Origin of the sequence: Rathayibacter iranicus NCPPB 2253 = VKM Ac-1602 (assembly GCF_003149025.1) — a bacterium.
Taxonomy (GTDB): domain Bacteria; phylum Actinomycetota; class Actinomycetes; order Actinomycetales; family Microbacteriaceae; genus Rathayibacter; species Rathayibacter iranicus.
This window is the reverse complement of the sequence record NZ_QGDV01000023.1, coordinates 1-23,204: the sequence shown is the minus strand read 5'-3', so window position 1 is coordinate 23,204 and position 23,204 is coordinate 1. Positions and strand designations below refer to the sequence as shown.

Genomic DNA, 23,204 nt, shown 5'->3' with positions numbered 1-23,204 from the left:
CTCGGATCCCATCGCGGGCAAGCATCACGACGCTCACGCGTTTCGAGAAACCGGGCTAGCCGACACCCTCAACCTCTCGAACACGCTGGCCGACAGGGGCTACCAAGGCACCGGAATGGTCACACCCATAAAAAAGCAGCCAGGCGAAGAACATTTGCCAGATCACGCGAAACACCACAATCGCTTCGTGAACACCCACCGATACGTGATCGAAAGAACAATCGCTAACATCAAGACATGGCGCATCTTCCACACCGACTACAGGCGCCCACTACACACCTTCCACGATGCCTTCAACGCCGTCCGCGGACTGATCTTCTTCATCCAGAAAGAAACCAATTTTGCATAAGCCTCACTCACTCGGGCACCTCGCCACCCTGCGCATCCTGAGCGTCTTGCACGTCAATCAGTGATTCTTATGCAGAATCCGATTAGTTAAGAGACACCGGGTGAGCCGACATCCTCAACCTCTCGAACACGCTGGCCGACAAAGGCTACCAAGGCGCCGGAATGGTCACGCCGATAAAAAAGCAGCCAGGCGAAGAACATCTGCCAGATCACGCGAAACAACACGATCGCTTCGTGGACACTCGCCGATACGTGATCGAGAGAACAACCGCTCACATCAAGACTTGGCGGATATTCCGGACCGACTACAGGCGACCACTGCGCACCTTCCGAGACGCCTTCAACGCCGTCCGCGGGCTTATCTTCTTCACCCAGCAAGAAACCCATTTTGCATAAGCCTCATGGGTGGATTCAGCGGTCCTGGGAATGGGCAAAGGGGTGGGAAATCTCGTTGCGGAGCAGTGGCTGGCGTACCTCTCGCAACGCCGCCTTGGCTCAGGCCGATGTGATTGAGGCTCACTGCTCGAACTTTCGACGAGACTCACCGAGAGCGTCGCGGAGCCAGCTCCTCGTTTCGATCTGACCGATATGCTGCTCGGCTATTTCGACCTCTCGATCGAGCACAGTCCTCGGCTGACCGAGATCCTGAGCCGCCACGCGCAGGTGCGGGCCGCGGCCCTCAACCTCGGCGCCCTCCTCCAGAGAAGCCGAGCAGGGCGGTCACGCTCTCACAGACGTCGTGAGCCCAGGGCGTGTTCACCGTTGAGTGTCGAGTGTTGCGAGCAGCGGAATCTGACGTAGTCGAGGCCGTCGGCGAGCACGCGGACGGGTGGTTCAGTGACGTCCGTGGTCAGGGATATACACGACGTTCGTTCGCGTGATGATCGCGAACGCCACCGTCGTGGCGCATTTCGGCCGGCGGTTGCGCGCCGGTCCCCGGGCCCGTAGTTTGCTCGATGGCAGACGTCTGCCACGAGGCCACATGAGTAGAGGTAGCAGAGTTCTGCCTACAAGGACTTGGTGCCTCGTTCGCTTCACTCCGTTCACCCCGACCCTCGCTCAGGAGCCCGTATGACCGATGTCATTCCGTCCAGCCACCTCGACCTGCTGACGAAGCCCGTCTTCTGCCACTTCACCACTCTGCGCAGCGACGGCTGGCCGCAGACCAATCCGATGTGGTTCTCGTGGGATGGCGTGCACCTCCGGCTTACCGGAACCACGACCCGCTATAAACACCGAAACATTCTTCGCGACTCTCGTGTCACGCTCTGCATCAGCGACCCTGAGAAGCCCTACCGATACCTCGAGGTGCGTGGGATCGTCGTGGACATTGCGGATGACAGTGACGGGCGATTTTTCGCGGAACTAGCAGCTCGCTATGGGATGCGAATGGATGGTCCGCCCGGCGACGTCGCCGATCGCGTGGTCTACCGCATCAAACCCGACCGGTCGTCACGGCAGTGAAATAGATGAGACGCCGGAGTGGGCATCGAACGCTCTGAGGCAGCGCTCTTCGATGAAGCGAAAGAGGTCATAGCCACTGCACCGCATTCGCGGGAAGAGGTCAGTCGAGCGCAGCGGCGAAGGCGGCCAGAGCGTCGTCCGAGAAGAGGACGAAGCGCACCTCGTCGGGCGAGCCGTCGGGGGTCGTGATGGTGCGTACCGCCTCGACCGCGATTCGGGCGGCGTCGGTCATGGGCCAGCCGTAGACGCCGGCGGACACGGCGGGAAAAGCGATGCTGCGCGCGCCGAGGTGTTGCGCGATCCGAACCGACTCCGTGTAGGCGGAGGCGAGGACGGCGCTGCGGTCGTCGGCACGGGAAAATACCGGGCCGACCGTGTGCACGACCCAACGGGCGGGGAGGCGGCCAGCGGTGGTCGCGACGGCTGCGCCGGCGGGCAGGCCGTCGGGCAGCCGAGTCGCGCGGAGGCGCCGACACTCCTCGAGGATCTCCGGACCACCCTCGCGGTGGATGGCGCCATCGACACCCCCGCCGCCAAGGAGCGACGAGTTGGCGGCATTGACGATGACGTCGACGCGTTCGCGAGTGATATCGCCGCGGACGGCGGTGAGAATGGTCACGATTCCCCGAGACTGCGGCCGAGTGCGGCGAGGGCCGCGGGACCGACGCGGCAGCATCCGCCGATCAGGCCGGCTCCGGCGTCGCGCCAGGAGGTGACGAGGGCGGGCTCGAATGCGGCGTCACCGGTCCACCGGCGTTCACGAGCATTCCACTTCTCGCCGCTGTTGGGATAGGCGACGACGAGCTTGTCGGTGACCGACCGAGCGATCCGGATCGCGTCAGCGACGTCTCCGGGCGGGCAGCAGTTCACGCCCACCCCGATGACCTCATCGGAGGCGGCGGCCGCGGCGAAGGCATCGGCCAGTGGTTCCCCGGCTGCGGTGGAACCGTCTCGGGCGCTCACACTGATCCAGGCGGGGACGGGGGAGCCGCGGAGGGCGGCGACCACGGCGCGCACCTCGCGCACGGAGGGGATGGTCTCGACGGCGAGGACGTCCGGTGCCGCTGCGGCGAGGGTACGCAGTCGCGGGCCGTGCCACTCCGCGAGCTCGGCGACCGTGAGTGCGTCGTCTCCCCGATACTCGGAACCGTCGGCGAGACTCGCGCCGTACGGACCGACGGAGGCGGCGACCCAGCCGTCCTGCGCCTCCCGAGCGATCCTGATGCTCTCGCGCAGTGCCTGCTCGGCGAGGGCCGCGGAAAGGCCCGCGGCCGCGAATCCACTCGCCGAGACCTGATAGCTAGCGGTCACCGCCACCCGTGCGCCGGCCGCGGCGAAGGCTCGGTGGGCGTCGCGGACGCGGTCAGGCTCGTCGAGGAGGACGCGGGCGCTCCAGAGAGCGGAGCCGGTGGCCGCGCCGCGGTCCTCGAGTTCGGTGCCCAGGCCGCCGTCGATCAGCACGGGCCACTCGGCCGCTGCCGCAAGGAGATCTGCCGCCGCGCTCATGAGCGGTTGTGGGAGAGGTCGAAGATCGTCACGAGTTCGGCGATGGCAGCCTCTCGGGCGTCACCGCCCTCCTCGAACATCGCGGTGATGTGGGTGCGGAGGTGGTTCTCGACGATCAGCTTATTGAGCGACCCGAGCGACTTCTGGATCGCGAGCGACTGCGTGACGATGTCGACGCAGTAGTCCTCGTTCTCGATCATCCGCTCGAGCCCGCGCATCTGTCCGCCCAGGATTCGGGCACGGTGCAGGGAGCGCTTCTTGATGTCCTCGATCACTCGCTCAGACTACGCGCGGTCAACGGTACCCGGGAGGGGTATCGGCGCCCGTACGATCGCAGTGTGAGCACCCGCAAGAGCACCCGCGCGTCCGCTGACCGTTACCCCTCGCGAGCCCAGGCGCGAATGGCACTCGCGCCGGGAATCCTGGCGGCGATCGTGCTGCTGGCGGGCCTCGCGCTGGTGGGTACCGACGCGTACGACGTCATCCGCTACCCGGTCGCGATCCTCGCCGCGGTCATCGGCTGGTTCGCGATCCAGGGCCGCGCGCTGCTCTGGCTGATCGGGCTGGTGCCCGTGCTGGTGCTGTGGAATCCGGTCGTGCCGTTCACGTTCCCCGACGCAGTCTGGTCGTCGCTGAGCCTGGCGGCCGTCGGCGTCTTCGTCTCCGCGGGCCTAATCATTCGCGTACCGACTCCGGAGTGACCGTTAGGACCTCACCGCGCGCAGGACGGGCCCGCTGGGCTCTCTCCGTCACCACTCGGTGAGCCCATAAGTTCGGTGAGCGTGGCGCGCAGGAGCGGGCGCGTCGGCGACGCGTATACTGACGACGCACTTGCATGCCGGGGATGCTGCGACCGGGTCTTAGACCCGCTGCTCCCAGTTCCCAACGGTCACCGGGTGCACCGACGCCCATCGCCTCCACGGAGGCTTTGCGGCGGATGCACTGCGACGGCAGAGCGGGGGAACCCCTCCTCCACCCCCGTCACACACCGAGGAGGAGCATGGCTCGCGGCACTCAGCGTCAGTCTGGTCAGACGCGTCGAACGTCGAGTGCGGCTGGGAGCCGCCCCCGTTCGCGCTCGCGTGGTGTGGATAACGCGGGGCTGATTCCGATCCTCGCCCGCCGAGTACGCGAGGTGGAGGCGAAGGCGCAGACCGGCAAGGTCGGTCCGACCAACCGAACAAAATTTCTGGTGATCGCCCTGCTGATGCGCGAGGAACGCAAGCGGGTGAAGGTCGACTCCTCGCTCAGTGACGCTCAGCGCACGGAGGAGATGAAGCGCCTCGACGGCATTGCGACGATCCTTGCCAAGACGGCTGCGCGCGACACGAGCCTGATCGCCCTTCTCGAGTCGGAGGCGGGCATCACGCCGGCCGCGCAGAAGCTGCGTCGTGATTGGCTGCTCGAAGCCGGAGCTGAGCTGAGCCCCGATGAGCTCCTCATCGTGACGGAGCCAGAGCCCACGCCCGAGGTCCCCGAGAACCAGGTCGTGCCGCAGTCCGTGCGCGCCCGTCAGCTCGCCAACCCCTTCCTCCCGCCGGACTTCTCGATCGCGGAGGTCGCCGCTCCGGCGCCCCGTCGCCGACTCGACGACTGGGAGCTGCTCGGTCCGCTGTTCAAGGCATTCGAGTACGGCGCAGGCGGTCGCGCTGCGAGCATGGAGCTGCCAGAGCCGCCGACGCTCGACCGCCTCTCGCCGCGCGGGCGAGAGCTGATGCCGCACCAGGCGAGGTTCATCGAGAGCGCGCGGGAGGGGCACCGCAGCTTCCTCCTCGCCGATGAGCCAGGACTGGGCAAGACGGCGCAGAGCCTCCTCGCCGCCTCCGTCACCGGGTCGTACCCGCTCCTCGCCGTCGTGCCGAACGTGGTGAAGATGAACTGGGCGCGCGAGGTCGAACACTGGACTCCGCAGCGCCGTGCCACGGTCATCCACGGTGACGGGAGGACGCTCGACGCCTTTGCCGACGTGGTGATCGTCAACTACGACATTCTCGACCGGCACATCGGCTGGCTCGGCAGCCTGGGCTTTCGCGGCATGGTCGTTGACGAGGCGCACTTCATTAAGAACCTGCGCTCGCAGCGCTCGCAGAGCGTCCTCGCGCTGGCGTCGAGGATTCGCGAGAGTACGCCCGGCCGTGATCCGCTGATGATCGCCCTCACCGGCACTCCGCTCATCAATGACGTGGATGACTTCCGTGCGATTTGGCGTTTCCTCGGCTGGATCGACGAGACCAAGCCCGGCACCGAACTGATGGGCCGGCTGGAGGAGACGGGCCTGACGCCCGCTGACACCGGCTTCTACCCGGAGGCGCGCGAGGCGGTCATCGACCTCGGCATCGTCCGGCGCAAGAAGATCGACGTCGCCGCCGACCTGCCCTCGAAGCGGATCGTCGATCTGCCGGTCGAGCTGGACGACGACCTCGGCCGCTCCATCGAGAAGGCGGAGCGTGAGCTCGGGGCGCGGATGCTGCAGCGTTTCCGGGCCGTTACCGCCTCGATCACGCACGAGCTCGACGACGACGAGCGTGAGCGGTTCATCCGCATCGTCGCGCAAAGCGAGCTGGAGGAGTCGAAGTCGGCCAAAACCGGCGAGAACGTCTTCACGATGGTCCGCCGCATCGGGCAAGCGAAGGCGGCGCTGGCGGCGGACTACGCCTCGCAGTTGGCCCGCTCGGTCGGCAAGGTGGTCTTCTTCGCCAAGCACATCGACGTGATGGACCAGGCCGAGGACACCTTCGAGAAGCGCGAACTTGCCTCCGTTTCGATCCGGGGGGATCAGACCGCGGCGTTCCGGCAGACGCAGATTGATGCGTTCAACGAGGATCCGGACGTCTCGGTCGCCGTCTGCTCGCTCACGGCGGCGGGCGTCGGCGTGAACCTGCAGGCGTCATCGAACGTCGTGCTCGCCGAGCTCTCGTGGACCTCAGCCGAGCAGACGCAGGCAATCGACCGCGTGCACCGCATCGGCCAGGAGGAGCCTGTCACCGCGTGGCGGATCATCGCAGCCCACACGATCGACGCGAAGATCGCTGAACTGATCGACGCGAAAGCCGGCCTCGCTGCCCGCGCCCTCGACGGTGCGGACGCCGAGATCGCGTCGGCCGATACGGTTCAGCTTGATGCGCTTATGCATGTCCTTCGTGAGGCGATCGGCTGAGCGGCGATCGGCTGAGCGGCGCCGCGAAGAAGTCACGCTCGAACAAGCTCGACCGCAGGAACGCATCGCGCATGGCGGCGCGGTCCTGCGGCGTCGCGTTCGCGGCGGCCTGTTCGGTGAGGGCGATTGCTCGCTCCGTCGCCGCCGCGAACGCCGGATCGCCGTAGGTGCTCAGCCAGTCCGCGTAGGGGTGACCGGGGCGGTTCGTCGTGGCGAGTCGGGTCCCGGCGTCCGCGTAGAGCCAGAAGCATGGCAAGAGCGCGGCGACGATCTCGCCGTAGCCGCCGCGCGCCCCAACCGCCTGGAGGTGGTCGATGTAGCCACGAGTGACCGGCGCGGCCGCCGCCTCCCGGGTGCCGAGGCGGGTGCGATGCAGCTGCGCCTCCGCCGCAACCGCCGACGCCGAACCCTCCGCCCAGAAGATCTGCTCGGCGGTCGTCGGGGCGCGCTGCGCGGCGACGGCGAGCACTCGCGCGTACTCGGTGAGGTAGAGGGCGTCCTGCTCGAGGAACCACTCGAAGTCCTCTCGGTCGAGGGTGCCGTCGCCGAGCGTGCGAAGGAACGGCAGCTCGTCGATTTCACGGCGCAGTGTGCGCGTCTCGGCCCACACCCCCGCGCAGAAGGCGGGTGCGCGGAGGCGATGGAAATGGTCGATCGGGCCGACGCCGGAGCCGACTTCCAGCGCGTCCGCGCCCCGCAGGGCCCCCTTCAGCCACTCCTTCGCCTCGATCAGCGCCTCGACCAGGGCATCGGAGGACGTTCCGCGGCCAGCAAGGAGGGTCGCCATCGCGGAGGAGAGCGAGCAGCCGGTGCCGTGCGTGTTCGCCGTGGCAATCCGCTCGCCGGGAACTTCGCGGATCCGACCGTTGGGGGTGACGATCGCGTCGGGAGTCGTCGGGCCGGCCAGGTGCCCGCCCTTGACCAGCACGGCCGCGTCGAGCACGCGGGCGAGTGTGACGCCCTGCTCGAGCGCAGTGGGCCACTCGGTGGAAGTCGGTGCGCCGACGAGCACGCCGAGTTCCGCGAGGTTCGGAGTCACGAGGTGTGCCTGGCGCAGCAGGTCGCGCACCGCCTCCTCGGCATCGGGATCGAGAAGGCGGTGGCCGCTGGTCGAGACCATCACCGGGTCGACGACGACGATGGGTGGCCGCAGCTCATCGAGCCACCCGGCGATGACTCCGGCATACTCGGCCGAGGCGATCATCCCGATCTTCACCGCGTCGATCACCACGTCGTCGCCGACCGCGTCGAGTTGCTCGCGGAGAAACGCGGCCGGCGGCAGATGCAGGGAGCGGACCCCGCGCGTGTTCTGCGCCACGAGAGCGGTGACCACGGCCATCCCGTAACCGCCGAGGGCACCGATCGACTTGAGGTCGGCCTGGATGCCCGCCCCACCGGTGGGGTCGGTGCCGGCGATGCTGAGGATGCGCGGGATCACCGGTCCCACCCCGCGCGGAAGCGGCGGGCGGCGGCCTCGGGGTCCTCCGCCGTGCAGAGTGCCGAGACGACCGCGAGCCCGGCGGCGCCGGCCTGGCGCAGGGGAGCGGCGTCGGCGACTGTGACTCCGCCGATGGCGACGCAGGGCAGGGGAGTGGCGGCGGCCAGGGTAGCGAAGCCATCAAGGCCCAGCGGAGCGGGGTGGTCAGGCTTGGTCGCTGTGGGGCGGATCACTCCGACGCCGAGGTAGTCGACTGTGCCGGAGGGCAGCGCGTGCACCGCGGCGAGGTGCTTCGCGGTGTTCGCGGTGAGGCCCAGGATCGCGTCCGGTCCGAGGATCGCACGCGCGGCGGCGGCCGGTAGATCGGACTGGCCGAGGTGGACGCCGTCTACCCGTGCGCCGTTCAGACGCGCGGCGAGAACGATGTCGACGCGGTCATCGACCAGGAGCGTGACGCTGGTGTGCCCGTCGAGCACCGCGGCGACCGCACAGGTCAGTGCCACCAGGTCGGCAGCGGAGGCAGCATGATCGCGGATCTGCACAGTGCCGACTCCGCCCGCGACCGCTGCGGCGACCACGGCGGGCACTCCCCGCGAGCCGCACTGCGCGGTGTCGGTGACCAGATAGAGAGAAAGGTCAGCACTCATGCAATCCGCGCTCCCGCGACGACGTCGGTGGATTCGAGGGACGCGAGGGCGTCGAGCAGGGCGAGAGCGAACGAGCCCGGACCGCTGCTCGCGGTGGCCGCGCGCTCGGCGGCGAGCCCCCAGATGACGGAGGCGGTCACCGCGGCATCGAGGGCACGTCCGCGCTCGCCGGTCCCGTGGGCGTCTCTGCCGTGGGCGCCTGTGCCGTGGGCGTCTGTGCGCTGGGCGTCAGTGCGCTCGACGCCGAGGAACGCGGCCATCACCGCGCCGAGGGCACAGCCGCCGCCAGTGATGCGGGTGAGGAGGGGATGGCCACCCGTCACGCGGAGGACCTGTTCGCCGTCGGTAACGACGTCGACGGCTCCCGAAATCGCGACAACCGCGCCGGTGCGTTGGGCGAGGTCGCGGGCGGAGTCGAGCGCCTGCTCGGCGGTGTCGACGGAATCTACGCCGCGACCGCCCGCGCCGGCACCGGCGACGGCCAGGATCTCGGAGGCGTTGCCGCGGATGATCGCGGGACCGGCCCCGAGGAGTTCGGCAGCGAAGGCAGTGCGTACCGGGAGTGGGCCGACGGCGACGGGGTCGAGCACCCAGGGGGTGCCGGCGCGCGCTGCTGACGCGACGGCCTCGCGCGCGCCCTCGCGCTGCTCCGCCCCGGGTGTGCCGAGATTGACGAGGGTCGCGGAGGCGATGGCGGCGAAGACTCCCGCCTCTCCGGGCAGGTCGCACATGGCCGCAGTCGCGCCGAGTGCCAGAAGGCTATTGGCGGTGAAGCCGGCGACGACGGCGTTGGTGATGCACTGCACCAGCGGTGGGGAGGCGCGCAAGGCGTCGAGATCGCGGCCGACGCAGGCCGCTGGGCTCGGGTGGACAGGCGTGCGAATGCTCATTCGCGACATCCCTTCGCTAGTACGAACTAGATCAGGTTCGACGGGTGTCTTCTCAGCCCTGACGGGCACCCCGTGTCACTGGGGCCGACCCTAGCAGCGGAGGCGCCGCCGCCGGCGCGCGCGAGTGTCCAAAAGTTGTCGCACTCGACGCCGAGCGCGACAACTTTTGGCTTCTCGCCGGCTCTCGCGGGCGCGGGCGGCCGCGAGTGTTCAAAAGTTGTCGCAGTCGATACGCGAGTGCGACAACTTTTGGCTTGTCGCGGGGCGGGCGGGGCGGACGGCGCAGGCGGAGCGGGCGCGGGGTCGCCCAGCAGCGCCTCAGTCGGTGAGGATCGTGCTGTCGCCGCGAGGGCCGACGACGACGCGCAGGCCCACCGGAAGGCGTTCGCGCATGGTGTCGACGTGGCTGATCAAGCCGATGGTGCGACCACCGGAGCGCAGGGCGTCGAGGGTGCCGAGCGCCGTCTCGAGCGTCTCGCCGTCGAGCGAGCCGAAGCCCTCGTCGATGAACATCGTCTCGAGCGAGATCCCACCGGACTGTGCGGTGACGACGTCGGCCAGGCCGAGCGCCAGGGCGAGCGACGCGAGGAACGTCTCACCGCCCGAGAGTGACGCGGGCTGCCTCCGCACGCCCGTGAAGGCATCGAGCACGTCGATCCCGAGGCCGGAGGCGGCGCCACGGTAGGCGAGGGAGTCATCGTGCGCCAGGGCGTAGCGGCCGCTGGTCATCGCGTCGAGGCGGAGGTTTGCGGCGGCGACGATCTCCTCGAGGCGACCGGCGAGGGCGAACGCTTCCAAATCCATTCGTCGAGTGTTCTGGCCGCGCCCCGAGACGGTCTCGGCCAGGGCGCGCAGCTCCTCGTGGCGGCGGAAACGCTCGTCGAGCGTGCCGAGGCGGCCCGCCGCGCGCTCGACAAGGTCGGCGAGGCGTGCCGAGCGGTGCTCCAGCACCGAGAGACGGTCACGCGCCTCGTCGCGGCGAGCGGAGGCGACGCGTGCCTCGGTCTCCGCGGCCAGGACATTGACCGCCCGCGCGGGCAGCCCGCTCAGCTCCGGATCGGTGAGCACCGCCTCGGTCGCGCTGCATCGGCGCTCGTGATCGGCGACAGCCGCCTCGGCGCGGGCCCGCTCGCCGCTGGCGAGAGCGGCGGACTCGGCCTCCTCGACTGTGGCGAAGCCGCGTTCGGCGAGCACCTCGGCCAGCTCAGCCCGCGCGGCGTCTGCGGCCTCTCCCCGCGTCAGTACCGCCTCTTCGGCGTCGACCAGGGCGACGGCGCGCCGGCGTTGCGCGGTGAGGGACTCCGCTCGTGCGGCGATGCTCACAGCTCCGTCTCGGGAGGCCGCGACGCGTTCTCGCAGCAGCCGCAGAGCCTCCGCGGCCAGGGCCGCCTCGCCGGCGCGCGCCTGGTGCTCGGTTCGGGAGGTGTCACGCTCGATCGTGAGCGCCTCGATCCGCGCGCGCAGCGTGACGCGTTCGCGGTGCAGTTCGTCCGTGCGTCTGGCCGCGATGCGGGCGGCGGCGAGGCGCCCTTCCTGTGCGGACCGAAGTGACTCCAGCTCGGTCGCGTCTCCGACACGTTCCTCGAGCGCGGCGAGAGCGAGGGCCGCGCTACCTTCGTGCTCGCGGGCGGAGTCGAGATCTGCGGCGGCGCGTTCGACCGCGGCTCGGGCGCGGTCGAGGTCGGCGGTACCGACCGTGCTCGGGCCCTCGTGCTCGGCCGGCCGCGGGTGCTCGCAGGATCCGCAGACCGGGCATGGCTCGCCGGGCTCGAGCCGCTCGGCGAGTTCTCCGGCGAAGCCCGCAAAGCGTCGGGCGATCAGCGCGGCCTGCTCAGCGGCGCGCTCGCCGTGCACCCGTGCCGCCTCGGTGTAGGCGGTGCGGAGACGCTGGACGGCTGTTGCGGCGAGGTCGCGCTCGCGGGCCGCTTCGATCCTCCGCTCGGTGTCGGCGAGCTCACCGGAGCGGACGGAGACTGCCGCGGCCTCGGCGGCCAGGGACTCCTCCTCGGCGGCAACCGCGTCGGCCCTCCTCGGGAGTTCGTGCAGCTCCTCCTCCAGCGCGGCCAGCGCGGCCGCGGCCGCCTGCTCGGCGTGGGCGGCGCGCTCTGCCTCGAGCGTGGCCCCGGGAAGACGACGTTCATCGGCCAGCGCCTCGGTGAGAGCGCCGAGGGTCCTGGCAAGCCGCTCGGCCGTCTCGGCGGCGGGGGCACCGGCGTCTTCGGCCGTTGACAGGTACGCCTCGGCCGCGACATCGCGCTGCTGCCGCGCCACCGCCTCCTTCTCACCGGCAGCCCGAGCCGAGCGCAGGAGCGGGAGCACCCCGTCGGCGCGGCGCGCCCGCTCGATCGCTGTGCGCTGCTGCAGCACGTGTGCTTCAGCGACCGCGAGTTCTTCCGCTTCGATCAGTGCCAGACGGCGCCGCTCCTGCCCGCGGCTCACCCTGCGGGCGTCATCGAGCGCGGCGGAGGCACCGGCGCTCGCTGCATCCGCTGCGGACGCCTCGGCACGTGCCGCTTCGAGCGGCCCGGTGAGGCGCCCGGGCAACTCAGCGAACCAGGCCGCGCCCGGCACGCTCTGTTCTCCGTCTGCGTCAACCAACCGCGCGGCCTCATCGGCGAGGGCGGTCACGGCCGCCCGCTCCTCCTCAAGGCCTACCGCGCTCGCGTCACGCTGCTCAAGGAGGCGGCGGCGGAGTAGGTCGAAGCGCTCGGTCGCGAAGAGCGTGCGTAGCAGGCGCTGTCGGTCATCGTTGCGCGCGAGCAGGAACTCGTGGAAGCGATTCTGCGCAAGGAGGATGACCTGAAGGAACTGGTCCTTCGTCAGCCCGACAACGCGCGCAATGTCGACGCCCACCTCCTTCGCGCTCGTGGAAAGCCCGACCCACGCGCCGTCCGTGTGCTCCAGCAGCGCAACCTTCGCGGCCTGGGTAGTCGTCCCCGTGCCGCGGCGCTTGGGCCGCTCGTACTCAGGCGAGCGGCGCACTCGGTAGAGGTGACCCGCCGCCTCGAAATCGAGTTCGGCGAACGTCTCGTCCTCCGCTCCGCTGTGGTCGCTCCGGAGTCGAGTGGCCGCGCCGTCGAACCGCGGCACGGAGCCGTAGAGCGCGAAGCTGATCGCATCGAGGATCGTTGATTTGCCTGCGCCGGTGCGTCCGGCGATCAGGTAGATCCCGACGTCCTCCAGCCGGTCGAAGTCGATGCACTGCACGGAGCGGAACGGGCCGAGCCCGGCGAAGGCGAGACGGCGGATCCTCACCGCAACGCCTCGGCGTCGACTGCCGCGAGCGCGTCGAGCGTCAGAGCGCGCTCGGTCGCCGTCGCGCCGTGCCCGCCGCGCACGTGTGCGAGGAAGTCGTCGACCACGTCGACGTCGCTGCGCCCGCGGATCCGCTCGGCATAGGCACGCGGTTCCGCCGCAGCGTGCGGGGGTCGGTGCTCGAGTGTCGCGCAGCCCGGGAAGCGCGCCTGGAGGCTCGCCATCGCGTCGAGCGGCCGGACCGCGTCGGTCAGCACCGCCGAGACCCAGTCTGCCTCGAACTCGGCGAGCGACGGATCGGCCAGCAGCTCAGCGAGGCGCCCTTCGATCACGCTCAGCCGCCGTGGCACCGGCAGCGGTGACCACTCGACTCCTTCGAGCCCCTCCGCTCCGATCGTGACCAGCCAGCCGCCCCGCGGCTTCGCGGCTTCACCGAAGGAGTAGTGCAGCGGCGCCCCGCAGTAGCGCACGTTCGGCAGGAGTTCGGCCCGCCCGTGGATGTGCCCAAGCGCCGCGTAGTCGGCCGCCGCGAAGTGCTCGACCGAGACGTAGTCGAGTCCGCCCGCCGTGATATCGCGTTCGAGTACCGCCGCCGGTGCGCCGACCGCGAAGCAGTGTGCGAGCACAACCCAGGGCCGGCCAGCCGCCTCGGCAGCCGCACGGACCCGCCCCATCGCGAAGGCGAGCACCTCTTCGTGGCGGCGCAGCGACTCCTCTGGGTGCCGATGCCGATAGAGAGCGGGCTCCAGGAAGGGGATGCCGTAGACGCCGACCTCGAGACCGGACGCATCCCGCACGACGACCGGCTCGGCATACGCCTCGGGATCGGTGAGCACGTGCACCCCCGATGAGCGCAGCAGCCCGGCCTGAAAGCCCAGCCGCGCGGGAGAGTCGTGATTGCCACTCGTGAGCACCACGTCGGCACCGGCTGCGCGGATCGCCTCGAGGGTGCGGGTGAGTAGCGTGAAGTGCTCGGCGGCCGGCACTGCGGAGTCGAAGACGTCGCCGGCGACGAGCACCGCGTCGATCCGCTCGGCCCGGACGGTCTCGACCAGCGCGTCGAGCACCAGCCCGAGGGCGGCGAGCGTCGAGTGCCCGTGGAAGGTGCGGCCGATGTGCCAGTCGGAGGTGTGCAGCAGCTTCACGGGCGTCCTTTCTGTGCTTGAGCGGTGGAGATCTCCAGGCTAGTGAGAGCCTCCGACACCGGCGCGCGGCGAGCTTTCAGGAGTGACACGTCTCGCGTCGCCCGGACACTTTTCGTTCATCCGCGGGTGCACAATAGGGCGTCGATCGAGCAGAGGAGACGACCGTGAAGCTACCCCGCGTCCCTGCGACGATCCTCGGCCTCGGCTCGCGCACGCGCGCCGCCGCCGAGGACACCACGCCGCTCCGGCGTCTCGTCCCCGAGGACGAACCCGCCCGCACCAGCACGGTCGACAATGCGATCTACCAGGATGGTCGCCGCGTGGTATCGCCGAGCAGCATCCCGGAGGCACTCGCCGCACTACAGAAGCTGCCGGATGCGATGGCGTGGATCGGCCTGTACCGCCCGAACGCCGCCGAGCTGGCCGCGCTCGAGGATGAGTTCTCGATGCATCCGCTCGCCCTGGAGGACGCGATCAGCGCGCACCAGCGGCCCAAGCTGGAGCGCTACGGCAGTGACATGTTTGTCGTGCTGCGCGCGGCCAGCTACTCGGACCAGCGCGAGGAGGTCGACTTCGGTGAGCTGCACCTCTTCGTCGGTGCGAACTTCGTGGTGACGGTCCGTCACTCCGAGAAGCCCGATCTCTCGCTGGTGCGGCGACGGATGGAGGCCGACCCGGAGATGCTGCGGATCGGCCCTGTCGCCGTGCTCTACGCGATCCTCGACGCCGTGGTCGATCAGTATTCGCCGGTCGTGGCCGGCCTCGAGAACGACATCGACGAGATTGAGGCGCAGGTTTTCGAGGGCGACCCAGCGGTGTCTCGGCGCATCTACGAGCTGAGCCAAGAGGTGCTCGACTTCCAGCGCGCGGTTGCACCGCTGACCGGGATGCTCGCCCGGTTGGTTACCGATTTTGAGGTCTTCCAGTCGGATGTGGAGCTGCGTCGCTACATCCGCGATGTCGCCGACCACGTCGCCGTGGTCACCGAGCGCGTCGAAGGTTTCCGGACCACGCTGCGCGAAATCCTGGCCGTGAACGCCACCCTCGTCGCCCAACGCCAAAACGAGGACATGAAGAAGCTGGCGGAGGTGGGCAATCAGCAAAACGACGAGGTCAAGCGCATCTCGGCCTGGGCGGCCATCTTCTTTGCGCCGACGATGATCTCCAGCATTTACGGCATGAACTTCGACGAGATGCCGGAGTTGCACGTCTCGTGGGGCTATCCGGCGTCGCTGGTAGCGATGGTTATCTCGAGCGTCGTGCTGCACCGCCTCTTCACCCGCCGGGGCTGGCTCTGACCTGCCGGGGTGGCACTGGCGCGCCGGGGTGGCACTGGCGCGCCGGGCTGGCACTGACGCGCCGGGGTGCGAGCTGTCAACACCCTGACGACCCCGAGCCCTCCGCGTAGCGTCGCCCCCAGGCCGCACGGCCCCGAGCGGAGGGACCTCCTGATGACTCCAGACGCAGCGACCACGAGTGAACTCTCCGCGCCGCCGCCCCTCTCACTCTGGCGGGCAGGTGCGGCGCGCATCCCGAGTGACGAGTTCGTGCCGGAGGCGCACTACGACGACGTGGTTGTCGGCGCCGGACTCTCGGGGCTGATCACGGCCCTCCTCCTGCAGCGCTCCGGGCGACGGGTTCTCGTGCTCGAGGCCCGGGAGGTCGGCGCCGTGACCACCGGCAACACCACCGCGAAGCTCAGCCTGCTGCAGGGCTCCCACCTCTCGATGATCGCGGCCCGCAACACCCCCGCCGTCACCGAGGCCTACGTCGCCGCGAACCTCGCCGGCTTCCGCTGGCTGGTCGACTACCTCGACACCGCGGGCGTCCCGGTGCAGCGGCGCACCGCCTACAGCTACGCCCAGACTCCGGAGGGAGTGGCCGCCGTGCTGAAGGAGCACGCCACGGCACGCCGCTTCGGCCTCGCGACTCGCCTCGTCGGCACGCTCGACGTCCCGTTCCCCAGCACTGCGGCCGTTGCCCTCGACGACCAGGCGCAGTTCGATCCGATGGAGGTCCTCACGGCGCTCGCCGCCGACTTCCGCGCGGCGGGCGGCACTCTTGTGCAGGGCGTCCGGGTTCTTGGGATGCGCGCGACAGCGCCCGTGCGGGTGCGCACGAGCGCGGGCAGGGTGACGGGGGACCGCGCCTACCTGCTCACGGGCGCGCCGATCCTCGACCGCGGCCTCTACTTCGCCAAGGTGGTGGCACTGCGCTCCTACGCCGTCGCATTCCGCACCGACGCACCGATCCCTGACGGCATGTATCTCTCGGTTGACGAGCCCTCGCGCTCGGTGCGCGACGTCGAGCGCGACGGGGAGCGCCTCCTCTTAATTGGCGGCAACGGCCATACGGTGGGGCGCCGCTCCGCCACCTCGGAGGCGGTTGAGGACCTGATCGCCTGGACCCGGCGCTCGTTTCCCGGGGCGGAGCCGGTCGCTCAGTGGAGCGCGCAGGACTACGAGCCGTTTCACCGCGTGCCCTTCGTTGGCTGGCTACCCCGCGGGCGTGGGCGGATCTTCCTCGCCACCGGCTACGACAAATGGGGGATGACGAATGCGGTGCAGGCCGCGCTCACTCTCGTCGCCGATCTGGAGGGCGAGACCCCCGCATGGGCGAAGACACTGCATCGACGGCCGACGCTGCCCCGGGTGCTGGCGGAGGGAGTTGGCGCGGGAGCAGCGATCGGCGCCTGGTACGCGCGCGGCTGGTTCGGTGCGCTCCGGGCGCCCCGATCGGCAGGCGTGATTCCGCGGGAGGGTCAGGGCTCGCTCGCGCGCGACGGGGTGCAGCCGGTGGCGATCTCGACGGTCGATGGCCGCCGGTGCGCGGTCTCTGCCATCTGCCCGCACCTCGGCGGCATCGTCACGTGGAATAACTCGGAGCGCAGCTGGGACTGCCCGCTGCACGGTTCGCGCTTCGCCGCGGACGGATCCGTGCTCGAGGGCCCGGCGGTGAACCCGCTGTCCCCTTCCTACTGATCCCGGGCCGCACCAAGGCGTCACAGCGATCCAGGAGTAATCATGACGCCATGAAAGGCAATGAGGACCTGCACGAGTTCGCGAAGATGCAGCGCACAGCCGCACTGGATTATTTCTTGGCGCTGCTTGTTGACTGTAGCAATCAGTTTGATCTGCGTGCAGGTGTGCGACTGTTTCTCGGCGGGGGGAGTGCTGTCCGGAACCCTCGTCAGCGGAGAGAGGCACTTCCGCCAGCTTCGAACTGACAGGAGCGAAGGCCGGCTAAGAGATATATCGGACGACGGTGCAAATGGCGATGTATCTGATAGTGAGGAAGAAACTGCTCTCGAAGCGTTTTTTCGCTCAGTGGAAAACTTTTATGCAGCCCCAGAAGCTGCCGGCGAAGATTCAGAGGAGCAAGGGAGAGTCGCGGGCTTCATTGGAGGATGCCTCTCTGTATCCCCCGGGTCAGAATCCGCTGATCGTTGGATCGTGGCGGGGAAGATTAGATGCGGTGGAGGGGTGGGCGATGGGGGTATACTTCCAGGCCAACTTCTGAGACTCTTGGACATGCCCCTTGTTGCCCAATTGATATTTGGGTAGGTTGTGATGTATTACTTGGATCATTATCCGCCGCCTGTTCATCTCATCAGCTCCGACTTCGACCTACGCATGAATGTGATAGGGCGAGGCTTATGCAAAATTGGTCGGTCATGTGTCAAAATCGGCTACGCTCCCACCGAAGCTTTCTCCGCTTGCTGACCTCCAGAATGTACTCAAACGCCTCGTCCAAGGTTCCCTTGAAGTCGCCACCGTCATCCATCATTGCGGGGAAGTAGCCAGCCCTATCGCTGGGCTTGAGGATCTCGTATTGATCGTCATCGACGGGAACTATGTTGAACTCACGCCCCGTGAGGTCTCGTGGATTGGAAGCAATCCAGACCGTGTCAAGTGCAGCTTCGCGGCTATAGCCGAGAAAACTCATCCGCTGAACAAAGTCCTCAGTTGTCACTTGATCTCCTCAATATATCCAAGCTTGACGAGCCGTTCCAGGCCGCCTGGGAAATAATACTGCGTGCCGCCGCTTCGTTGCTCGAAACCCGGAGCTATCTCTCCCATCTGCACACCATCCGGGAGGGGGCGTAGGACTCGATAGTTCAGCCTGATGGTGCTGCCGTTGAGCCGGTCTGGCGGGAGCGATAGCTGGTCGAAAGGGGTGCCGGGCGGAGCTGCGAAGTTTCCATCCAGGGGCAGTCCATCTTTGTTCAGGAAGGTTATGCGCTCTATGACATCGCCTGAAACCAGATCCGCGGGCTGAGACAATCCTTCAGTAAACCCGTTGGTATGTGGTGGATCGGCTGGCCAACGCCAGCGTGGCCGACCCAATGCGTCAAATCCATCGAGGTAGCGATCAAGGAACTGTTACCGTCCTAACCCACCAGTCGGATCGTATCCGGGGATGTCGGCACGATCGACGCCGTCAGATAGCCTTTCTGCAAAGATCTGTACCGCAGAGTTCTCAAACATCCCGTCGTGGACGCCGGAGGCGGGGACCGCCCCTGGGTCGCCGCTACTTCCGCCTCCGAAGTCGGTGAGTGGTGTGCCGGGCGGGAGTGTCCCGCCACCGGCGAGTGCGGGCGCGGGGTGAATGTTCTGCCCAACCTCGCCGAGCTTCTTCTCGGCGTTGCCGAGCGCGTTGAGGAGGTCGTCTCTCGTAGCGGTGAGGGCGTGCTTGACGGTGTCGGTCGTGTTGGAGACGACGACACTATCCGACTTCACTGTCGACCCGTCAATCGTGTCTGCTGGTCGTATTGTCGGTGTGAATTCGTCGCTGACTGTCACTCCTCCCGCGCCGAGGTGGTTCTTGAGCCAGTCGAGTGCGCTGGTGGCATCATTCGCGGTGGCGGTCGTGACGTGTTTCCCGAAACCGAGGTCGTCGGCCTTCGTGACCAGACCCCCAAGGTCCTCGGTTTTGTTGAGCAGGGTGTCGAGCTTGGCGACCTCCGTCGCAGCGCCGAGAGGGAGAAGGTTCCCGGCGATCTGGCCGATGACGAACGCGTCTCCCGAGGCGACCTGCCCGACCATGGTGGTCAGCTGGTTCCACAACTGGGAGCGCGCTTCGTCACTGGTCGCGAGGGTGAACACACCGGTCACCATGAGGCTTATTCAGAGCACGCGATCCACAGCTTGGAGATCCGCGCTGATCAGGGATTTCGTAGCGACCCGATAGGGCTCTGAATAAGCCTCCATGTCCTGCACGTTCAGCCGCACCGCTCCGGAGGGAATCTACTCACTCAAGGAAGCGCAGCTCGTACCGCTCAGGCACCGCATCATACTGGTAATAGTGCCAGAAGATGTCACCAGCTTCGACCGCGTCAAACGCCTCCTCGGCGGGCACTCTATCAACACGACCGTTCCAAGTGATATCCGCAGTGCCCGTGGACTGTTCATCTTCGGGCAGCAGGCGAGCCAGCCTGTAGAGACTTTCGGAGCCGTCCAGATTCTGCTTACGCACCTCGATCATCATCGCAGCCGCACTCCCAGCAGCCTGCAAAAACAAGTCCGCCCAAGAACCAGGCAGATCATCCCTCAACCGCTTGCCCTCCGGCAGCCGAGACAAAGAGATCGCGAATTCGCCTTTACTATCCAACAGCATCGGCGCGCGGCGAACAACTTGCTCAGCAAGCTGACCACTCAAGACTTCTAGTCTCGAAACTCCGTTATAAGTGAATACGTGCGTGACTGACATCTTCCGAGCTTTCTTTATTATGGAATTTCCTGAAGGATGACTTCGACAATCTCGATCGGTTCACCATTCAAGATACCCCTCGCCGGATTCTCTGACGAGACGCCGCTATCGAAGAGGCGCTGACTATTCCCGCCTCGCTGATACTCAAGGATAGCGTTACCGCTTTTAACTTCGACTCCGATGTACCGATTACCCCCCAAGTGGATTAGCCCGTCATAGTAGCGGAGTTGCCCACCGGCTTCAAGCCTTACGCCAACCCGATCGGAAATGACCTCGACACCCATTCTATCACGAACCTTTTCTAGTCCGAGTGCTTCTTTGTTCGCGCTGACCGTATCTGAACCCGTGTAATGCCCGAAAATGTCTCGCTTGTCGCCTCGGTCGATGCCTCGAAGCTGCTCTCGAATTGTGTCCGGCAGGGCCTTGATTTCTTCGGGAGTCAACTCGCCCCGTCGAATCTTGTCTACAACGCTTTGCACCCCGTCTGCTGGCCGTATTGTCGGCGTGAATTCGTCGCTGACTGTCACTCCTGCTGAGCCGAGGTGGTTTCTGAGCCAGTCCATCGCGCTGGTGGCGTCACTCACTGTGGCGATCGAGACGTGTTTCCCGAAACCGAGGTCATCGGCTTTCGTGATCAGACGCCCGAGGTCGTCGGTTTTGTTGAGCAGGGTGTCGAGCTTGGTGACCTTCGTCACCGCGCCAAGGGGGATAAGGTTCCCGGCGATCTGGCCGATGACGAACGCGTCTCCCGAGGCGGCCTTCCCGGCGGTGGGGTACCGGCACGCTCGTCGAGCTCAGCAAGAACCCGGGCGAACGCGCAGCCGCATTGCCAGATCATCTCAGGAGAGGCAGCTACTTCTTTGCTCGCCTTTTCCTTGAATTCACGAATTCTCGCGCAGCTTCTTCGCCGTGCCGCTTCCTGATGACGTTAAATCTCACGATCTTGACGACCGCACCGATAATCAGCCAGGCAATAAGTACGACGAAAGCAACTTCGCCAATGATTTTCCCAAGTGCATAAGCATCCATAACTCTTTCTGCCTTTCCTCTTCTTGAATCACATAATTGAAAAGCGGGCACGTGGGGCCTGCCGGATGAAAATCTGTTCCACCAAGACTCCTTCGATGGCGCACCCGACTACGGTCGGCAACACTCGAGGAGACCAGATGTGACGCGTTCGCGCGATGGACCGCAGATCGGTCGCGACGTCCCACAGCTGTTCCATATTGGCATCGCTGCCGAGATAGTCAGCGTCGGTGGCCTGGTGGGACGTACATCCTGTCGGGTGTCAGTTCTCGACCGGTCGGCGTGTCGACGATGCGTTTACCGTGCTCGTCGATGCCGATTTGCAGATCGCTTCCGACCGGTAGGTCGTAGATGCCGATCAGAGCGGGCTCGATTTCGCAGGCATCGTTGAAATCGGTGATGCGCCAGTTGTTCGAGTCGGCGAGGTACTCGCTGCTGTCCGCGGCGCTCATAATCCGCCAGCCATTGTCGACAGGTGCGTTCGAGGGCTCACGCAGCATCCACCGCACCGGGGCGCGGCCCTCCCACGCGTTCACCGTCATCAGACATGCCCCTGCCTGCGGAATAATCTCCATACCCTGCTCCCGTCTTATGAGATCACGTCGATATCTTGCCCGGACGCCGCAGCATACGCGCGAACCTCATCACGCATGAAACCAGACTTGGTTTGCGCAAGATACTGCCCCACGTTGGCCTGACGACGCCGATCGACATGCGCTGTCAAGTCGGGTCGAGAGCGCGCCGTGACCGCGGCAAATACGGCCCGCAAATATTCGGGCTTAGCAGAAATATTCGTGAGAAGCATCGTCAGTGGAAGGCCGAACCTGGGTGAGCGCAGGTTGATGTCCGCCCCGCCGTCCAACAACAGTGCGATCAGAGCCGCTTCCGTAGTTGGTCGACGTCCAGCCATGTGAAATCGCTCATACTGATCACAACGTAACGCCGCTCAGACATCTCCCGTGTTGCCTTCGCCTACCGACGAGCGAGGATCTCGTGTTGGATCCGCTTACCGAGTTGCACCTCTTCCAGACTGTCCTCGGCGAGCACGCGACCGTCGCCGATACGGAACAATATTCCGTCGTTGAACGGCTCATGCCGTACCCCGTCCGGGAGGAACTCGACGAACGATGGGTCTGCCCGGTAGTTCAGCCAACCCAGCTGCTCTTTCGTTTCTGAGTTACGCACTGCGCCACGGTAAGCCTGCTCGGTGACGAGTGCGCGATCAGGGCTCCAAAACTCGATCATGTATTGAAACACCCGCCCAGACACCACCGGGTCAAGCAACGGCGACGCAGGATCGCCCACCGTCAACGTCACGCTACTCGACAGGCGAGGACTTGTAGTTCCCGCAAATATCGACACGTACACAAAGTCACGCGTTTGTTGCCTTTCCGGCTCGGTCACAAGGCTAAAGCGCCAACCGACACTTGCCGTTGAATTCGCGGTGGGGCACCCATCATCATCAAGGTGCGTGAAGAAATGCTTAGGAGCACTCCTATCCCAGCCGCGTTCGACCATAAGCTCCTCAAGGTGCTGCAGATCAATTCCAAGCGGTTTCTCATCGTTCATTCGGTCGCCGAGCACATACCAGGTTTCGAAGACGGGATGCAACTCTCGTAGCCCTGCAAGAAACTTTCGCACCTGGATCGTGAACTGACCGAAGGTCAGTTCACGTGGTTCCCAGAATGCGCCGAGATATGGTTCAAACGTAGTCATGGTTCCTTACTCTAGCTCAATACGGAGTATAAACGGTTCTGATCGCGCCTTCGAGGCCTTTCGTCTCGAGCAGCAGATCAACTGCTTGCTTGGCGGCCTCTGTCGAGAAATGCCATTCGACAGGCGTGTCGCCGGCTGCCTTAACCTGTTTTATAATATCGTCTAGGGCCTTTTCTTTCCAGAATTGGGGTTTCAGTGGTGGGTACTTTTGCCAGTCTTTGGCGTCGATGAGCACGTTACGGATCGGATCGTATCCGTCGAAGTCTACGTCATTTACTCGGTATTCTGTGCCGCGTTCCATGCGTGTGGTGAACTCTTGGTACTCCTCGCCTCCGTTTCGTTTTTGTGTTTCCCTCCAGATGCCGGGTCCACCCTCGGTCTGGCCGCGCCAGGATTTCCCAGCACGAGGGAGCTCGCCCGGCTTCAGCGTCAACAGGCCGGCATCGGCAGGTAACTGATCACCACCGCCTCCGCGATTTCCAGCATCGACGTCTGGACCTCCACTAGGCGACTTCACGGTCGACCCGTCAATCGTGTCTAATGGCGGTATCGTCGGCGTGAACTCGTCGCTGACTGTCACCCCTCCCGCGCCGACGTGGTTTCTGAGCCAGTCCATCGCGCTGGTGGCATCATTCGCCGTGGCGATCGTGACGTGTTTCCCGAGACCAAGGTCGTCGGCCTTCGTGACCAGACGCCCGAGGTCGTCGGTTTTGTTGAGCAGGGTGTCGAGCTTGGTGACCTTTGTCACCGCGCCGAGGGGGAGTAGGTTCCCGGCGATCTGGCCGATGACGAACGCGTCTCCCGAGGTGGCCTTCCCGGCGGTGGTGGTCAGCTGGTTCCACAGGTGGGAGAACGCTTCGCCGTTGGTCGCGAGGGTGAACACACCGGTCGCGACGTCGTGGA

The 23,204-nt window shown here is 66.4% G+C and carries 24 protein-coding genes and 1 riboswitch; of the genes, 7 read left to right on the top strand and 17 right to left on the bottom strand.

What is annotated here, in order from left to right; translation table 11 throughout:
- From B0H03_RS15190 to B0H03_RS15180, 3 genes are all read left to right on the top strand, one after another.
- On the top strand, positions 1 to 349 hold a 349-nt coding region (locus B0H03_RS15190; protein WP_165827995.1), incomplete at its 5' end, for a transposase family protein.
- Positions 350 to 510: 161 nt separating this feature from the next.
- Positions 511 to 744 (top strand): hypothetical protein, encoded by a 234-nt coding sequence (locus B0H03_RS17605; protein WP_104264429.1) that lies wholly within the window; start codon positions 511 to 513, stop codon positions 742 to 744.
- Between the two features lie 675 nt (positions 745 to 1,419).
- Positions 1,420 to 1,812, top strand: coding sequence for a PPOX class F420-dependent oxidoreductase (locus B0H03_RS15180; RefSeq protein WP_104264430.1), 393 nt, complete (start codon positions 1,420 to 1,422; stop codon positions 1,810 to 1,812).
- 100 nt (positions 1,813 to 1,912) lie between these two features.
- Here the strand turns inward: B0H03_RS15180 and B0H03_RS15175 are convergent, their stop codons facing one another.
- Genes B0H03_RS15175 through B0H03_RS15165 form a run of 3 tightly spaced genes read right to left on the bottom strand, consistent with a single transcriptional unit; the run spans position 1,913 to position 3,593 of the window.
- Positions 1,913 to 2,431: an O-acetyl-ADP-ribose deacetylase gene (locus B0H03_RS15175; RefSeq protein WP_104264431.1), complete on the bottom strand. Its 519-nt coding sequence runs from the start codon at positions 2,429 to 2,431 to the stop codon at positions 1,913 to 1,915.
- Positions 2,428 to 3,318, bottom strand: a complete 891-nt coding sequence (gene mmuM / locus B0H03_RS15170; protein ID WP_104264432.1) for a homocysteine S-methyltransferase — start codon at positions 3,316 to 3,318, stop codon at positions 2,428 to 2,430. Before mmuM ends, B0H03_RS15175 begins: the two co-directional genes overlap by 4 nt.
- A complete protein-coding gene (locus B0H03_RS15165) occupies positions 3,315 to 3,593 on the bottom strand; it encodes a metal-sensitive transcriptional regulator (RefSeq protein WP_104264433.1) in 279 nt (92 codons plus the stop codon). The genes mmuM and B0H03_RS15165 overlap by 4 nt, the downstream gene beginning before the upstream one ends.
- Positions 3,594 to 3,656: 63 nt before the next feature.
- Here B0H03_RS15165 and B0H03_RS15160 point away from each other — a divergent pair, with 63 nt between their 5' ends.
- Positions 3,657 to 4,019: a DUF6804 family protein gene (locus tag B0H03_RS15160; RefSeq protein WP_104353983.1), complete on the top strand. Its 363-nt coding sequence runs from the start codon at positions 3,657 to 3,659 to the stop codon at positions 4,017 to 4,019.
- A 299-nt stretch (positions 4,020 to 4,318) separates the two neighbouring features.
- Positions 4,319 to 6,475, top strand: coding sequence for a DEAD/DEAH box helicase (locus B0H03_RS15155; protein ID WP_104264435.1), 2,157 nt, complete (start codon positions 4,319 to 4,321; stop codon positions 6,473 to 6,475).
- Here B0H03_RS15155 and thiD read toward each other — a convergent pair.
- The 5 genes from thiD to B0H03_RS15130 form a co-directional block, all read right to left on the bottom strand.
- Entirely contained in the window at positions 6,444 to 7,913 is a 1,470-nt protein-coding gene (gene thiD / locus B0H03_RS15150; protein WP_206612064.1) for a bifunctional hydroxymethylpyrimidine kinase/phosphomethylpyrimidine kinase, read from the bottom strand. The genes B0H03_RS15155 and thiD overlap by 32 nt on opposite strands.
- Complete coding sequence (gene thiE / locus B0H03_RS15145; RefSeq protein ID WP_104264437.1) at positions 7,910 to 8,560, bottom strand: thiamine phosphate synthase; 651 nt, start codon at positions 8,558 to 8,560, stop codon at positions 7,910 to 7,912. Before thiE ends, thiD begins: the two co-directional genes overlap by 4 nt.
- Complete coding sequence (thiM, locus tag B0H03_RS15140) at positions 8,557 to 9,450, bottom strand: hydroxyethylthiazole kinase (protein ID WP_104264438.1); 894 nt, start codon at positions 9,448 to 9,450, stop codon at positions 8,557 to 8,559. The genes thiE and thiM overlap by 4 nt, the downstream gene beginning before the upstream one ends.
- Positions 9,442 to 9,533, bottom strand: a riboswitch (TPP riboswitch). It overlaps the preceding gene by 9 nt.
- Before the next feature lie 235 nt (positions 9,534 to 9,768).
- A complete protein-coding gene (locus tag B0H03_RS15135; protein WP_104264439.1) occupies positions 9,769 to 12,705 on the bottom strand; it encodes an AAA family ATPase in 2,937 nt (978 codons plus the stop codon).
- Positions 12,702 to 13,850: an exonuclease SbcCD subunit D gene (locus B0H03_RS15130; protein WP_104264440.1), complete on the bottom strand. Its 1,149-nt coding sequence runs from the start codon at positions 13,848 to 13,850 to the stop codon at positions 12,702 to 12,704. The genes B0H03_RS15135 and B0H03_RS15130 overlap by 4 nt, the downstream gene beginning before the upstream one ends.
- A gap of 164 nt (positions 13,851 to 14,014) precedes the next feature.
- Here B0H03_RS15130 and B0H03_RS15125 point away from each other — a divergent pair, with 164 nt between their 5' ends.
- Both B0H03_RS15125 and B0H03_RS15120 read left to right on the top strand, forming a co-directional pair.
- Positions 14,015 to 15,148 carry a magnesium and cobalt transport protein CorA gene (locus B0H03_RS15125; protein ID WP_181075033.1) on the top strand — a complete coding sequence of 378 codons (1,134 nt, stop codon included), beginning with the start codon at positions 14,015 to 14,017 and terminating at the stop codon, positions 15,146 to 15,148.
- A gap of 153 nt (positions 15,149 to 15,301) precedes the next feature.
- Positions 15,302 to 16,831, top strand: coding sequence for an FAD-dependent oxidoreductase (locus B0H03_RS15120; protein ID WP_104264441.1), 1,530 nt, complete (start codon positions 15,302 to 15,304; stop codon positions 16,829 to 16,831).
- A 697-nt stretch (positions 16,832 to 17,528) separates the two neighbouring features.
- On the opposite strand, the gene B0H03_RS15110 is transcribed toward B0H03_RS15120, so the two are convergent.
- The 9 genes from B0H03_RS15110 to B0H03_RS15075 form a co-directional block, all read right to left on the bottom strand.
- The gene (locus B0H03_RS15110; RefSeq protein WP_104264443.1) at positions 17,529 to 17,822 is read right to left on the bottom strand and encodes a hypothetical protein; all 294 of its coding nucleotides are present in this window, start codon (positions 17,820 to 17,822) and stop codon (positions 17,529 to 17,531) included.
- Complete coding sequence (locus B0H03_RS15105) at positions 17,819 to 18,133, bottom strand: TNT domain-containing protein (protein ID WP_160487283.1); 315 nt, start codon at positions 18,131 to 18,133, stop codon at positions 17,819 to 17,821. The genes B0H03_RS15110 and B0H03_RS15105 overlap by 4 nt, the downstream gene beginning before the upstream one ends.
- Positions 18,134 to 18,232: 99 nt before the next feature.
- Positions 18,233 to 18,967: a hypothetical protein gene (locus tag B0H03_RS15100; RefSeq protein WP_104264445.1), complete on the bottom strand. Its 735-nt coding sequence runs from the start codon at positions 18,965 to 18,967 to the stop codon at positions 18,233 to 18,235.
- 133 nt (positions 18,968 to 19,100) lie between these two features.
- Positions 19,101 to 19,559 carry a hypothetical protein gene (locus tag B0H03_RS15095; RefSeq protein ID WP_104264446.1) on the bottom strand — a complete coding sequence of 153 codons (459 nt, stop codon included), beginning with the start codon at positions 19,557 to 19,559 and terminating at the stop codon, positions 19,101 to 19,103.
- A gap of 17 nt (positions 19,560 to 19,576) precedes the next feature.
- Entirely contained in the window at positions 19,577 to 20,254 is a 678-nt protein-coding gene (locus B0H03_RS15090) for a hypothetical protein (protein WP_104264447.1), read from the bottom strand.
- 552 nt (positions 20,255 to 20,806) lie between these two features.
- Complete coding sequence (locus B0H03_RS15085; RefSeq protein ID WP_104264448.1) at positions 20,807 to 21,160, bottom strand: immunity protein Imm33 domain-containing protein; 354 nt, start codon at positions 21,158 to 21,160, stop codon at positions 20,807 to 20,809.
- Positions 21,161 to 21,174: 14 nt separating this feature from the next.
- A complete protein-coding gene (locus B0H03_RS16305) occupies positions 21,175 to 21,495 on the bottom strand; it encodes a hypothetical protein (protein ID WP_127843923.1) in 321 nt (106 codons plus the stop codon).
- Positions 21,496 to 21,557: 62 nt separating this feature from the next.
- Positions 21,558 to 22,301 (bottom strand): Imm52 family immunity protein, encoded by a 744-nt coding sequence (locus tag B0H03_RS15080; protein ID WP_104264449.1) that lies wholly within the window; start codon positions 22,299 to 22,301, stop codon positions 21,558 to 21,560.
- A gap of 16 nt (positions 22,302 to 22,317) precedes the next feature.
- On the bottom strand, positions 22,318 to 23,204 hold an 887-nt coding region (locus tag B0H03_RS15075), incomplete at its 5' end, for a Tox-REase-5 domain-containing protein (protein ID WP_207774255.1).

Excerpts from the sequence above, each read along its gene's own strand:
- B0H03_RS15180 (WP_104264430.1), top strand. The coding sequence starts at position 1,420 with ATGACCGATGTCATTCCGTCCAGCCACCTCGACCTGCTGACGAAGCCC.
- B0H03_RS15095 (WP_104264446.1), bottom strand. The coding sequence starts at position 19,559 with ATGTCAGTCACGCACGTATTCACTTATAACGGAGTTTCGAGACTAGAA.
- thiM (WP_104264438.1), bottom strand. The coding sequence starts at position 9,450 with ATGAGCATTCGCACGCCTGTCCACCCGAGCCCAGCGGCCTGCGTCGGC.
- B0H03_RS15080 (WP_104264449.1), bottom strand. The coding sequence starts at position 22,301 with ATGACTACGTTTGAACCATATCTCGGCGCATTCTGGGAACCACGTGAA.
- B0H03_RS15155 (WP_104264435.1), top strand. The coding sequence starts at position 4,319 with ATGGCTCGCGGCACTCAGCGTCAGTCTGGTCAGACGCGTCGAACGTCG.
- mmuM (WP_104264432.1), bottom strand. The coding sequence starts at position 3,318 with ATGAGCGCGGCGGCAGATCTCCTTGCGGCAGCGGCCGAGTGGCCCGTG.
- B0H03_RS15100 (WP_104264445.1), bottom strand. The coding sequence starts at position 18,967 with ATGGTGACCGGTGTGTTCACCCTCGCGACCAGTGACGAAGCGCGCTCC.
- B0H03_RS15120 (WP_104264441.1), top strand. The coding sequence starts at position 15,302 with ATGACTCCAGACGCAGCGACCACGAGTGAACTCTCCGCGCCGCCGCCC.
- B0H03_RS15085 (WP_104264448.1), bottom strand. The coding sequence starts at position 21,160 with ATGGAGATTATTCCGCAGGCAGGGGCATGTCTGATGACGGTGAACGCG.
- thiE (WP_104264437.1), bottom strand. The coding sequence starts at position 8,560 with ATGAGTGCTGACCTTTCTCTCTATCTGGTCACCGACACCGCGCAGTGC.
- B0H03_RS16305 (WP_127843923.1), bottom strand. The coding sequence starts at position 21,495 with ATGGCTGGACGTCGACCAACTACGGAAGCGGCTCTGATCGCACTGTTG.
- B0H03_RS17605 (WP_104264429.1), top strand. The coding sequence starts at position 511 with ATGGTCACGCCGATAAAAAAGCAGCCAGGCGAAGAACATCTGCCAGAT.